Source organism: Rheinheimera sp. (genome assembly GCF_037442525.1).
GTDB lineage: Bacteria > Pseudomonadota > Gammaproteobacteria > Enterobacterales > Alteromonadaceae > Pararheinheimera.
The window spans coordinates 103,608-117,667 of sequence record NZ_JBBIQD010000008.1; the positions used below are offsets into that span (position 1 = coordinate 103,608).

The 14,060-nt window shown below is 53.0% G+C and carries 9 protein-coding genes; 8 read left to right on the forward strand and 1 reads right to left on the reverse strand.

Annotated elements, in window-relative coordinates; translation table 11 throughout:
* The first annotated feature begins 8 nt into the window (after positions 1-8).
* The gene (locus tag WKJ03_RS12885) at positions 9-653 is read left to right on the forward strand and encodes a cytochrome b/b6 domain-containing protein (RefSeq protein WP_337842620.1); all 645 of its coding nucleotides are present in this window, start codon (positions 9-11) and stop codon (positions 651-653) included.
* Positions 654-669: 16 nt separating this feature from the next.
* On the opposite strand, the gene WKJ03_RS12890 is transcribed toward WKJ03_RS12885, so the two are convergent.
* Positions 670-1,122, reverse strand: a complete 453-nt coding sequence (locus tag WKJ03_RS12890) for a cytochrome c (protein WP_337842621.1) — start codon at positions 1,120-1,122, stop codon at positions 670-672.
* A gap of 110 nt (positions 1,123-1,232) precedes the next feature.
* Between WKJ03_RS12890 and WKJ03_RS12895 the strand changes: the two genes are divergently transcribed.
* From WKJ03_RS12895 to WKJ03_RS12925, 7 genes are all read left to right on the forward strand, one after another.
* On the forward strand, positions 1,233-4,211 hold the full coding sequence (locus WKJ03_RS12895) for an EAL domain-containing protein (protein ID WP_337842622.1): 2,979 nt from the start codon (positions 1,233-1,235) through the stop codon (positions 4,209-4,211).
* A 36-nt stretch (positions 4,212-4,247) separates the two neighbouring features.
* Positions 4,248-7,343 carry an amidohydrolase family protein gene (locus WKJ03_RS12900; RefSeq protein ID WP_337842623.1) on the forward strand — a complete coding sequence of 1,032 codons (3,096 nt, stop codon included), beginning with the start codon at positions 4,248-4,250 and terminating at the stop codon, positions 7,341-7,343.
* A 10-nt stretch (positions 7,344-7,353) separates the two neighbouring features.
* The gene (locus WKJ03_RS12905) at positions 7,354-8,652 is read left to right on the forward strand and encodes an amidohydrolase family protein (protein WP_337842624.1); all 1,299 of its coding nucleotides are present in this window, start codon (positions 7,354-7,356) and stop codon (positions 8,650-8,652) included.
* 61 nt (positions 8,653-8,713) lie between these two features.
* Positions 8,714-10,381, forward strand: coding sequence for a M28 family metallopeptidase (locus tag WKJ03_RS12910; RefSeq protein WP_337842625.1), 1,668 nt, complete (start codon positions 8,714-8,716; stop codon positions 10,379-10,381).
* A gap of 103 nt (positions 10,382-10,484) precedes the next feature.
* The gene (locus WKJ03_RS12915) at positions 10,485-11,774 is read left to right on the forward strand and encodes a PqiA/YebS family transporter subunit (protein WP_337842626.1); all 1,290 of its coding nucleotides are present in this window, start codon (positions 10,485-10,487) and stop codon (positions 11,772-11,774) included.
* Positions 11,767-13,518 (forward strand): intermembrane transport protein PqiB, encoded by a 1,752-nt coding sequence (gene pqiB, locus WKJ03_RS12920; protein ID WP_337842627.1) that lies wholly within the window; start codon positions 11,767-11,769, stop codon positions 13,516-13,518. Before WKJ03_RS12915 ends, pqiB begins: the two co-directional genes overlap by 8 nt.
* Complete coding sequence (locus WKJ03_RS12925) at positions 13,515-14,057, forward strand: ABC-type transport auxiliary lipoprotein family protein (RefSeq protein WP_337842628.1); 543 nt, start codon at positions 13,515-13,517, stop codon at positions 14,055-14,057. Before pqiB ends, WKJ03_RS12925 begins: the two co-directional genes overlap by 4 nt.
* Positions 14,058-14,060: the final 3 nt, after the last annotated feature.

Sequence of the window (14,060 nt, forward strand, 5' to 3'; positions counted from 1 at the left end):
ATCAAAAGATGAAAGTGGTACGGGTCTGGGACAAGGCGGTGCGGTTTTATCACTGGAGCCAGGTGTTGCTGCTGGGCGGGCTTTGGTGGACCGCAGAGCAGGGCATGATGGAATGGCATCAGGTGCTGGCTTACAGCCTGGCCGCTGTGTTGCTGGCTCGACTGGTCTGGGCATTTGTTGGCAGCGAAACTGCACGCTTCAGTCATTTTGTGCAAAAACCCTTTCAGGCGCTGAGAAACTGGGATCAGGCTAAAAAAGGTCTGGGTCACAAAGGTTTATCTGCTTATATGGTGCTGGCGCTGATGGTGCTGATGTTGCTGCAGTTTGTCAGCGGTCTGATGACGACGGATGAGGTCTTTACTGAAGGCCCGCTCTACAGTGTTGTGCCTTCCGGTCTGGCGTCTCTGGCTGGCTGGTGGCACCACAATGGCTTTAATCTTCTGCTCGGTTTTATTGCCATTCATATCGCAGCGGCGTTGCTGCATGCCGTGCGGCGTGACGGAACTCTTGCGGCCATGTTCACAGGTAAACAACAATCTGAGATGCCTCAGCCGGCAGAAAAGCCCTTTTGGGTCTATCTGATCCTGGTGGTGCTGATCCTGACAGTTTTTGTCTGGTGGCAGGGGCCGCTGTTTCAGCAGACCCTGCTGTAAGACGGAGCTCCAGCCCTTAGTCGGCTTTGTACTGGTCGTGACAGCCTTTGCAGTTTTTGGCAAAGGCCATCACCGCAGGTTTGATTTGATCCAGTGAGCCAGACGCGGCAGCGGTATTCAATGCCGCTGCATCGGCCTGAAACTTCTCCGCTTTTTGCTTAAAATCCTGCAGGTTCTGCCAGATTTCAGCTTTGGCTTCACTTTTGGCTTTGTCGGCGCCCGGTACTTCAAACGCTTCCCAAGGAAGGCTGGTCAGGCTGGCCAAAGCTGCAGCACGGCGTTTGGCGCGCTCGGCATCAAAAGGCACCTGACCTTTCACCATGTCACCTATATCGGCAAAGTTATGCCGGATCAGCTGAAAACTGTGCTGGCGGTAGCTGACCGCATCTTCAGCATCAGTAAAAGCGCTGGCTGCCAGAGCACCGGCAGATGTAGCGGAAAGAGCAACTAGAAATAACAGATTTTTCATTGGCTTGATTCTCATTTGTTGGAATTTGATGCAATAATGAGTGCAGTCACCTGACCCGCATGCATTGAGCATTACAGTTGGCAACAGCCACTGTCAACTCAGGAAATGAAGTGAAAGACGTCAATTTTCACAAACCCGATGGTATCCACTCCTTAAGCATCCGCTTTGCGGTGCTGGTGTTTTTACTCACCTTTACCGCCAGTGCGGCTATTGCCTATGCCGTTATGCAACTGCAGCACCATGTGCTTTTAGGGCAAGAAAAACAAGAGCTTAAGCTACAAGTTGCCAAGTATGCGCGGCAACTGGATGCCGAATTTCTGGCGCGGGAAAAAATAGCGTTAAGCGCCAACGCCGTGGTCAGCCGTTTTCCACAGCTCAAAGCACCTGACCAGGAGCTGACTGTAGCCGCCGATGGCAGTATCCGCATTCAGGACGAGATTTCCGCCGCGTTTTTACCAGCGGCGGTCTTGGATGAACAACACAAATTTTGGTTGCAACAAACCGGGCCATTGTGGCAACAGCTGGCACCTCTGTTGCTGGAAGATTTCTTCAGTTTCTACTTTATCTCCACGAAGGGCATGGTCAGGATAGCGCCATCCGATTGGGCGCTGGAAGTGCCGGTGGATCATCCTATTACCAGTGAAGTGTTCTACCGCATCGGTACACCAGAACAAAACCCGAATCGCCTGCCGCGCTGGACCGAAATTTATTACGATCCGATCTGGCAAAAGTGGATGACCAGCCTGGTGGTGCCGCTGTATCGGCAGGATGAGTTTCTGGGGATTACAGGCACCGACTTTGTGCTGGATGAATTATTTGTCAATCTCGCGGCGATGGATCAGACCGCCACCGGTGTGCGGGCTTTGTTGTACGACCAGAAAGGCAATTTACTGGTGGAGGGCAACAAACCTGTTGTCGATCTTTCCAGACCGAACTTCCCAACCGATTATTCGGCGGTTAAACCCCGTCAGCCGGAATTAGCCAATTATATTGAGCAACTGGTCCGCCAGCCTGAACAGTGGCAACAACAGGCTGATTTGCCGGGTTACCTGGTGGCCAACGCCAAAATAGAGCGGCTCGGCTGGTATTTAACCCTGTACCAGGACAAAGAAGTGGTGTTGGCCGGGCTGGATGATTTTCGTGACAACCTGATGCTGACCTTTCTGGCCGTGGCTGTAGTGGTGGCACTGTCGCTGCAGTTTTTTATCTACCAGTTTATTTTAAAACGCCTGACCCGGTTATCCGGTGCTGTGCAGCAATTAAGCCGGGGTGACGGTCAGTTGCCTGAGCTGGACCAAAGTACGGATGAAATTGGACTATTGAATCAAGCGTTTAACTCAATGTCTGAAGAAATTCATCAACTCATTACTGGCCTGAACCGCAGGATTCAGGAAAAAGAGGAAGCCGAGCGGGCCACCCGTAAACTGACCAAAGCTGTGGCGTTTTCCAGTTCAGGCATAGTGCTGACTGACAAATCCTTGCGTATTGAATACGCCAACCCCTTTATGCTGGAGCTGATTGGCTCCAGTGCAGAGCAACTCCAACACCAACCCTTGTCGGCCTTGTTTGCGGTGGAAATGTTTTTTGTCGGTGAAGAGATTGCTCAGACACTGCAGGAACGCCATCACTGGCGCGGCGATATGCTGATGCAACATGCTGAGCGTAAGCTATGGGTGTCGCTGGCGATAGCGCCTATCCGCGATGAAAAAGGTGAGTTGAGCAATTATGTCTGTGCTATGCAGGATATTTCGTTTATCAAAGAGAGCCAGCGCAAAATGGAACAGCTGGCGTACTACGATGTGCTGACCGGCATTGCCAACCGCAGTTATTTCCGTGACCAGTTGCGAAAAGCGATAGCGATGGCGTCCAGAGGCTACTACCACTTTGCCTTGTTGTACTTTGATCTGGATGAATTTAAGCGGATTAACGATACTCTCGGCCATGATTCGGGTGATGAGCTGCTCAAAGAAGTGGCGCGGCGGTTGATCTCCAGGTTACGTGAAGAAGACACCATAGCCCGGCTGGGCGGCGACGAGTTTGCGGTGATTTTGAGTGGGGTGAAAGACCGTGAGCAGGCCGCCAGGACCGCAGAAAACCTGCAACAAAGTTTTGCAGCCCCGGTGAAACTGGCCGGTGAGGAAGTGGCGATCAGTGCCAGCATAGGTATCACCATAGCGCCCGAAGACGCCGCCGATGAAGAGTTGCTGCTCAAGCATGCAGACCTGGCCATGTACGAAGCCAAAGCCCGTGGCAAAAATACGTACCATTTCTTCAGTCAGGATCTGAACGACGCCGCCAAAGAAAAACTGCTGATTGAAACCCAGTTGCGTGAGGCGATACGTGAGCATCAGTTTGTGCTGTTTTACCAGCCGAAAATTGATATCCGCAGCCATAAAATTATTGGTTATGAGGCACTGCTGCGCTGGATCAGGCCCGATGGCAGTATGATCCCGCCGCTGCGTTTTATTCCGGTGGCGGAAAGCACAGGCTTGATTGTTGAAATAGGTGAATGGGTGATCTGGGAAGCCTGCCGTTTTATCAGTCGTCAGCAAAGTAAGGGGCATGATGTCACCATTGCGGTGAATCTGTCGGCGCGGCAATTTTCGGACCAGAGTCTGGCGGCTATGGTTGAGCGTATTTTACAAAGAACCGGCGCCAGACCGCAGTCACTGACTTTTGAAATCACAGAATCCATGTTAATGGGGGATACCGATGCGGCTATTACCCAACTAAATGAGTTAAAACAGCTCGGTGTGGCTTTATCTATCGACGACTTTGGTACAGGCTATTCTTCGCTGAGTTACTTAAAACGTTTCCCGGTAGACGAGCTGAAAATCGACCGCTCTTTTGTGAAAGACATTCCGGAAGACACCAATGATATGGACATTGTTGCCGCCATTATTGCGATGGCGCAAAAAATGAACCTGAGGGTGGTGGCTGAAGGGGTGGAGACTGCGGAGCAGATCGAGTTCTTAAATAATAATGCTTGCTACCTGGTTCAGGGCTATTACTTCAGTATGCCCAAAGCAGAACAAGAGCTGTATAACCTGAACTATCAGCCTCTGGTCCATCAGGCCGCTGACGCCTGAAGGCCCTGACACTACTAATTAAACCAGGAACAATTCATGACCAGATTACGACTGTCATTGTGCAGTACGGCCTTGCTTTGCGCGCTTGTGCCTGCTGCCCATGCCGACCAGACGACACCTGTGCAGGGGATCCGCGACAAATCCCTGCACTGGTATGCCTTCACCAATGCCACAGTGGTGACAGAGCCGGGCAAACGCCTGGATAACGCCACGGTATTGATTCAAGACGGAAAAATTATCCGGGTGGGCGGCGATGCCGCTGTACCGGCCGGTTATCAGCAAATTGATGCCAGCGGTTATTACATTTACCCGGGTTTTATTGACCTGTTCAGCCAGTATGGGGTGCCAAAAGCCGGCAAAGGTGAAGGGTTCAGCTTTGGCCGCAAGCCGAACTACAGCAATGAACGGCAGGGTGGCAACGCCAGCAATGCCGCTATTCATGCCCGCCTGAACTGGGTGGACCAATTTAAACCCGATGCAGAACAGGCCAGGAGTTACCAGCAGCAGGGCTTTACCACAGTGCAGTCCGCCCGTCAGGACGGTATTTTTCGCGGTCAGGCTTTTGTGGCGTCATTGCTGCCAGGCTTACCAAACGAAGCGGTGATCAAAAGCACGGGCAACCAGTTTATGGCCTTTAGCAAAGGCAGCTCACAGCAAAGCTATCCATCGTCACTGATGGGCAGTATTGCGCTGATTCGTCAGACCCTGTCGGACGCCAGCTGGTACGCGCAGGCGCATGGCAAAACCGACTGGCGTTTTTACAACCAGCCGGTTGAGTTTAATGCCGATCTGGCGGCTTTAGGTCAGTTGTCACAACAAGGTGTGGTGTTCGAAGTGACCGACGATCAGGCGCTGCTGCGCGCGGATCTGCTGCTGAAAGAATTTGGTATCAGCAAAGCCAGCCTGGTGGGCACGGGCTATGAATACAACCGTCTGGCAGAGCTGAAAGCTTCAGGCCGCTCAGTCATTCTGCCGCTGGCCTTCCCGGCGGCGCCAAATGTACAGCAGCTAAACGACCAACTGGATGTGGAGCTGGCGCAATTGCGACACTGGGAAAGGGCGCCTGCCAACGCGGCGGCACTGGCCAAAGCTGAAATTCCGTTTGCGCTGACCCTACACAAGCTGGAAAAACCAGAACAATTCTGGCCGAACTTGCGTAAAGCCGTGCAGTATGGCCTGAGTGAACAGCAAGCGTTAGCGGCGTTAACCACAGTACCGGCAAAGTGGCTGGGGCTGGAAGCACAATTGGGCAAGGTAGCGCCTGGTTACCTGGCCGATTTAGTGGTCAGTAAAGGCGATTTATTCGCCGACGGTGAAATTGTGGCGACCTGGATCCGCGGTCAGCAACAGCAGTTTAAAGCCATGGATATGCCGCAATTTGCCGGCACTTATACGTTGTCGGCGGCAGGCCTGAGTGTGCCGGTGCAGCTGACGGACAAAGACGGCAAAGTGGAAGGAAAAGTGAATGTTGCAGGGAAAGAAAGCAAACTCAGCCATGTGCTGAATCAGCGTAACCAGCTGCAGTTCAGCCTGGATCTGAAAGCGCTGGAGCAGGGGACTGGGGTGGTTCAGTTCAGCGGTGTGCTGGACGGCAATGTGCTGACCGGTACTTTAGTGATGGCGGATGGCCAGCGCTACCCTGTCAGCAGCGCACGCCAGCCGGCCGCTAAAACTGAGGATAAAAAAGCAGCGAAACCTGACATCACCCTGCTGTCCAGCCTGACCACACCAAACCGTGCTTACGGCGTGATGACCAAAGCCAGGCAGCAAAATGTGCATATTAAGAATGCCACGGTCTGGACCTCCGCAGCAGCCGGCAAGCTGGAAAACACCGATCTGCTGGTGGAAGACGGCCGCTTTGTCAAAATTGGCCAGAACCTGAAAACCCCTTCAGGTTTTACGGTCATTGACGCCACAGGCCTGCATGTGACCGCCGGTATTATTGACGAACACTCGCATATTGCGGTTGATCAGGGCGTGAACGAGGGGTCGGATGCCATTACCTCCGAGGTGCGTATTGGCGATGTGCTGGACGCCGACGATATCAATATTTACCGCGGTTTGGCAGGCGGTACCACCACAGCTCAACTGTTGCACGGCAGTGCCAACCCAATTGGGGGCCAGGCACAGATCATTCAGCTGCGTTGGGGCGACAGCGCGCCGCAACTGAAATTTAAAGGCGCACCACCGAGCATCAAGTTTGCCTTGGGTGAAAACGTCAAACAGGCCAACTGGGGGGAAGCTTTTACCATCCGGTATCCGCAAACCCGCATTGGCGTGGACACTATTATCCGTGATGCGTTCCAGGCGGCGAAAGAGTACAAGGCCCAGCTGGCGGCTTACGGGGATTTATCCCGTTCGGAGAAAGCCAAAACTGCCGCACCACGGCCGGACTATCGCTTAAATGCCTTGGTGGAGATTCTGGATAAACAACGTTTTATTCATGTGCATTCCTATGTGGCTTCTGAAATCCTGATGATTATCAAACTGGCTGAAGAAATGGGCTTTAACATCACCACCTTTACCCACATTCTGGAAGGCTACAAAGTGGCCGACGAGATGAAAAAACATGGTGCCAGCGCTTCCAGTTTTGCCGACTGGTGGGCCTATAAAATGGAAGTGCAGGATGCCATTCCTTACAACGTCTGTCTGATGCAGCAACAAGGGGTGCTGACCAGCATCAATTCGGACAGCCCTGACCTGCAACGCCGACTGAACCAGGAAGCGGCTAAAGCCGTGGTGTACTGTGGCATGGATGAACAGGCGGCATTGAATATGGCCACCATTAATCCGGCCAAACAGCTGAAAATTGACCACAAAGTGGGCTCCATTGAAGAAGGCAAACAGGCTGACTTTGTGATTTGGACTGCCAACCCGCTGTCGGTGTACGCTCAGGCCAAATCCACCTGGATTGAAGGGGCTATGTATTACTCACAGCAGCAGGATGAACTGATGCAACAGCAGGTCGCAGCCGAAAAGCAGCAACTGATCCAAAAAGTGCTGAATGCACCTGACAAAGACAAAGCAGGTTCAGGTGCCAGTTACAAGGCGAACAACCCGGTCTGGCATTGTGAAGATAACCACGACCTGATGACTGTTGGCGGTTATCAGTTGATTGGCCATAGCCACTAAGGAGTCTGCGATGAAATTATCAGTATTCAAACTGGCTCTGCTGGCTGCATTCAGCAGCGGCGTGATGGCCAACGATGTGGTTCCGGCTGCACCGCAGTCGGCGCCTGTTTTGTTGACGGATGCCACAGTGCATACGGTGACCCAAGGCACTCTGAACAACACGGATGTGTTGCTGGTGGACGGCAAAATCAGTGCTGTTGGCACAGATTTAACAGCACCAGCCGGCGCGACAGTGGTGGATTTAACAGGTAAGCATCTGTACCCGGGGCTGATTGCACTGGCAAACCAGCTGGGATTGACCGAAATTGAAGCGGTACGCTCGACAGACGACACCACCGAAGTGACTCAGACCAACCCGGACCTGAAAGCACAAATTGCTTACAACGCCGATTCGGAAGTGATCCCAACCATTCGGGCCAATGGCTTTGCTTACAGTATGGTGTACCCCAATGGCTCAATGCTGATGGGCCAGTCAGCGCTGATGCAACTGGACGCCTGGAACTGGCAGGATGCGACAGTCTCAGATTCGGTGGCGCTGCATCTGAAATGGCCAAAAGCGGATTTACAAACCAGCCCCTGGCGGCCACAAAAACCGGAGGATATCCGTAAACAAAGCGCCAAAGACTTAGCGCAGCTTTATCGCTACTTTCAAACCGCCAAAGCCTATGCCGATGCTGTCAACGCAGGCACTGATGTGGCTGTGGATTCGCGTTGGCAGGCGATGATCCCGGTATTTGCCGGTCAGAAACCGGTTTTTGTGCACGCGGATGATCAGCGCCAGATGGAGCAGGCCCTGCAGCTGCAAAAACAATACGGTTTTGCCATGACCTTTGTCGGAGGCCGTGACGCCTGGCGTATTGCGCCGCAACTGGCTGCAGCCAAGGTGTCGGTGATTTACACCACGCCTTACGGTATTCCTGAACGGGCCGATGAAGCCAGCAACCAGTCGTTCCGCACGCCGGCACAGCTGGCCAAAGCAGGGGTGAAGTTCGCTTTGTCACTGGATGGCTACTGGGACACCCGCAACGTGGTGTTTGCGGCAGGTCAGGCGATCAGTTACGGGCTGGACAAAGAGGTTGCGTTACGTTCTGTTACACTTGACGCCGCTGCTATTGCCGGGGTGGCTGATAAAATAGGCAGTATTGAAGTGGGCAAAGCGGCCACTTTAGTGGTGTCAGACGGTGACATTTTTGACTATCTGGGGCACAAGGTCCGTTATTTATGGATTGACGGTCGTCAGGTGGATTTATCCAGCCGGCACACCCAGCTGCGGGACAAATACCAGCAGCGCTACCAAGATACGAATTAAACCAACAAGAGAAACGACCTGTTCAGGGGCTGCGGCCCCTGAATTTTTTAAAGGAACAGCGATGAAATTATCTCTACTTGCTGCCGCCACAGCGGCATTGCTGCTGGCAGGTTGCCAGCAAACCAGCCAGAACCCGGCACCTTTGGCCAAAGCCAGTGCGACCGCCATAGAAGCTCATATGACCTTTTTAGCGGATGACAGCCTGGAAGGACGTGATACTGGCAGCCGGGGGCATCAGATTGCTTCACACTATATTGCCACCCAATTGCAGGCTTTGGGCCTGGCTCCAGCCGGTGAACAAGGTTATTTTCAAACCGTACCTATGCGCAAAGCTTTGCTGAAGCCGGGCAGTGCCAAAATGAGCCTGACGGTGAATGGCAAAACCACTGACTTTGGCTACCCAAATCAGTTTTTTACCGGCCCCAGTCTGAGTGAGGCTGTGTCGCAGGTGAAAGCCGGTCTGATGTTTGTTGGTTATGGTCTGGTATCGGAAGAGTTTGGCATTAACGATTACCAGGGCCTGGACGTCAAAGGCAAAATTGTGGTGATGCTCAGTGGCCGGCCTAAGTCACTGCCGAGTGAAGAAGCCGCGCATATTCAAAGTCTGAAAGGCAAACTGGCGGCTGAACATGGCGCTGTCGGCATTCTGACCATTCATACACCGGAACGTGAAAAAGTACGGCCTTACGCCACCAGCATTTTGTATCTGAACAGCCCAAGCATGGGTTGGGTGCATAAAGATGGTTCTGTTGAAGGCGAGCATAAAGAGCTGAAAGGGGGGGCTTACCTGCACACCGACACGGCCAAAACCTTGTTTGAAGGTGCAGCAGAAAGCCTGGATGCTGTGTTTGCCCAGATGGACGCGGGCCAACATCCAAAAGGTTTTGCGTTAAAAGGTGAAGTCAGTCTGCACCGTGAATCCACCCTGGAAGAGATTCAGAGCCCGAATGTGGCGGCCGTGCTGCCAGGTTCAGACCCACAATTAAAAGACGAATATGTGGTGGTCACAGCGCACTCCGACCATATTGGTTTGAGCAATGACGTACGCAGCAAAGATAAAATCAACAATGGCCTGATGGACAATGCCGCCGGTGTTGGCATTCTGCTGGAAACGGCCCGTTTGTTCAGTCAGGCGCCAGCAAAACCCAAACGTTCCATTTTATTTGTCGCTGTGACAGGGGAAGAAAAAGGTTTATTGGGCGCGGATTATTTTGCCCATTACCCGACCCGCCCTATCGACAAACTGGTGGCGAACGTAAACCTGGACATGCCGGTGCTGCTGTATCCGTTTGCCGATGTGGTGGCGTTTGGTGCCAATCATTCCAGCCTGGGGGCTGTGGTGGATAAAGCGGCCGCGTCGGTGGGCATTAAACAAAGTGCAGACCCTATGCCGGAACAGGCTATTTTTACCCGCTCCGACCACTACACTCTGGTGCAGAAAGGTGTGCCTTCGGTGTTCCTGATGACGGGTTTTACGTCACAGGACCCGAAACAAAAGGGCGGTGAAGTCTGGGGCAAGTTTTTTGCCAAACACTACCACAAGCCAAGCGACGATGTCGCAGGCCTGACGGCTGATTTTGGCGCTATCCGCTACGATGCCGGCGCTTTATTTGCCGACCTGAACTACGCCATTGCGACTGAAGTGGCCAATGCGCCGCAACGTCCGGTCTGGTTAAAAGACAGTTTCTTTGGCAAAATTTTTGGCCAGAGTTACAACGTGCAAAAATAGTACTGCAGAAAAACAAAACCAAAAGCCACCTTCGGGTGGCTTTGTTTTATCCGGTCAAACTTTTACAATGGCTGTCTGAGTACCTATGACCAGAGGTGTGGTTTTGACGGAGAACCTGGCTTTGACCAGTGTGCATAAGGAGACAGCTCATCCGCATGAGCTGGTATTGTGCCGTCATTGTGATCTGCTGCAGCAGTTGCCACCGCTTCAGGTGGGCCAGGAAGCCGCTTGCAGCCGTTGCGGTTATTTGCTGGATATGCGGCAAAAAGACCCGGTGCTACGACCCATTTTGTATGCCCTCAGTGCCTTACTGATGCTGGTGCTGTCGAACCTGTTTCCTTTTATTGGTATGAATGTGGCGGGTAACAGCCACTTTATGGATTTTATTGACACCTCCTCTGTGTTGTTTGAAGAGCAGCATCAATGGCTGGCGGTGCTGGTCTGGCTTTTTATTCAGGCGGTGCCGGCCCTGTGCATGCTGGCGGTGATCTATCTGAAGCTGGGCATGATCTGGCCATTGAGGGGCTTGGTCTGGACGGCCAGAGTGCTGTATCTGCTGAAGCCCTGGAGCATGGTCGATATTTTCCTGATTGGTGTTCTGGTCGCTTTTGTCAAACTGGTGGTGTATGCCGATATTTCGCTCGGCATGAGCTTCTGGGCCTTTTGCCTGTTTTGTTTATTGCATTTACGCACCTTTCAGGTGATTGACCGCCATGCACTCTGGCAGTCCATTGCGCCAGCGCCACAACCGGCAGCCGCAGAAATGGCTGGTCGCAATGGCATTGCACTGAATCTGGCCAGTTGCAGCTGCTGTACCGCCATAGTGGCGGTGGAGCAAAAGTTTTGTGGCCGTTGTGGCACCAAAGTGGTGCTGCGTGAACCATACAGTCTGCAAAAAACCCTGGCCTGGCTGCTCACCGCTGCAGTGCTGTATATTCCGGCTAACCTGCTGCCTATTATGGAAACTGTGTCTCTGGGCAGCAGCATTCAGTCCACCATTATCAGCGGCATCATTCTGATGTGGCGCGACGGGGCTTACCCAGTGGCCATTATTATCCTGCTGGCCAGTGTGGTGATCCCAGTGCTGAAAATTGCCATTATGTTCTGGCTTTGTTATCTGGCGGCTTTGCCTGGTCACAAGCGGCAATTGCTCTCTACCCGGGTCTATCTGGTGGTCGACTGGATAGGTCGCTGGTCTATGGTGGATGTGCTGGTGGTGGCTATACTGGCGGCTTTGGTCCGGTTTGATTTATTAATGGGTGTGTATCCTGGTATGGGGGCATTGGTGTTTGCCTGCGTGGTGATCACCACAATGCTGGCAGCCATGAGTTTTGATCCCCGCTTGCTGTGGGATCAGCGAAAACAACAAACTGTGGAGGAACAGGGTGGCTAAAACACAGAACAGGGTGGCGGCAGTGAAAAAAATCCGCCAGTTGTCACCGATCTGGATAGTGCCTTTTATTGCAATCGCCATAGGGATCTGGATGTTGTATTACACCCAGAAAAACCAGGGGCCGGTCATTACTCTGGTGACCTTGAATGCCGAAGGTATAGTGGCAGGCAAAACCCAGATCAAAAGCCGCAGTGTCGATATAGGCCGGGTGGAATCTGTGCAGTTGTCGGAGGACCTGAGCAAAGTGCTGGTCAAAGCCCAGCTCGACCCAGGCGTTGAAGGTTTGCTCAATGAAGATACTCAGCTTTGGGTCGTCAAACCGACCATAGGCCGTGGTGGCGTCAGTGGTCTGAATACTTTGTTATCTGGTGCTTATATTGAGCTGCAGCCAGGCAGGAAAACCGATGTACAGAAGTATTATTTCGAATTGCTGGACAGCCCGCCCATAGCACCGGCTGATGCCGCAGGCGTGCGGGTGCAGTTGCTCAGTGACGATGCCACTGCATTGGCGGTCGGTGATCCTGTGCTGTATCACGGTTATGCGGTGGGAACTGTGGAACGCAGTGAATTTGATGCCAAAGCTGGCCATATGCAGTATCAGCTGTTTGTGCGCGCTCCTTATGACAGCCTGGTCACTGAAAACGTGCGGTTCTGGCAGGCCAGTGGTATGGCGTTGGATATGTCGGCGCAGGGTATTCGGGTTGAACTGGCATCCATTGCGACTTTACTGAGTGGCGGGGTGCATTTTGATGTGCTCGAAGGCTGGCCTGTTGGCGACAAGGTGGCCAGTAACACGCAATTTCAGCTGTTTAAAAACCAGAAGAGTATTCAGGAAGGCTTGTACACGGATTACCTGGAATACGTGCTGTTGTTTGATGAATCCATCCGCGGTTTAAGCCCGGGGGCACCCATTGAATACAAAGGGATCCGTATTGGTACTGTGGCGGCAGCGCCATATTTCTTTCAGCTGAAAAACCCATTGGATGTGGCCTTTAACCAGGGCATTCCGGTGTTGATCCGGCTGGAGTCTGGTCGGCTGGCCGGTGATTTGACGTTAAAACTATTGGAATCTGAACTGGAGCAGGCGGTGCAACAGGGCCTGCGGGCCGTGTTAAAAACCGGCAGTCTGTTAACCGGCGCCTTGTACATCGAGCTGGTGCGTACTGACACCAAACTGACGAAACAGGCCCCCGCCGTGCCTGCTCTTGCCGCGGATGCAGATAACTCAGAGGTGGACGTGTCGACGACGGCTAAAGCAGATTTTCAGAGCCAGGAAGGGATGGTGCCCGGCTATCAGTTACCAGAACTGGCGGGCCACAAACTGCTGCCGACCTCTCCCAGCGGATTGGCGAATATAGAACAGAAAATTTTGCAGGTGCTGGATAAACTGAACCAGCTGCCGGTCGAGTCTGTGCTGAAACAAAGCGAACAGACGCTGCTGCAAAGTGAGCAAATGCTGAAAAACGCCGACGCACTGCTCCGGTCACTTGACGCGCTGGTGGGCAGCCAGCAGGTGAAGGAGTTGCCACAGGACATGCAAAAAACCCTGCTGGAGCTGCGCCGGACTATGGCCGGTTTTGCCCCCGGCGCCCCGGCTTACGAAAAACTGAACAGCAATCTGCAGGCGATGGACCAGCTATTACGTGATTTACAGCCTGTGATTAAAACCATGAACAGTCAGAGTAATGCGCTGATTTTTTCGGCCGAACCTGCTGATGATCCAGAGCCGGAGGCATCGAAATGATCAGATTTTCTGTGTACGCAACTGTGATGCTGCTGACTGCCTGCAGCAGCTCTGCGCCGACCATTCAGTATTACCTGTTGCCTGAAGTGCAACCGGCTTTTACTGCAGAGGCACAAAAACGCCTGGTGCTGGAACCTGTGCAGGTGGCGAGTTTCCTCAATACCAATGCACTGATTTATCAGCAGTCTGAGGTAGAACTGAACCCAACCCGTTTGCATCAGTGGGCTGAGCCATTGGACCAACAACTGACCCGCAGTTTAGTGGCACAACTGTCGAAACTCAGGCCTGATTACCAGATTGCCAGCGAAGCCAGTTCAGCCAGTGATTTACGCCTGACGGTGCAGGTCAGCCAGTTTCAGATCAGCAGCACAGGTCAGGTGCTGATCAGCGCCCGTATGCATTTGCTCAACGGGGCTGAGCTGAAACAACAAAGCTTCAGCCTGAGTCTGCCCCTGCCGGATGATGGTTATGCGGTGGCCGTGCAGACATTGGGGCAGGGCTGGCACCAACTGGCGCAGCAAATCAGCGAAAATTTGTAAGGC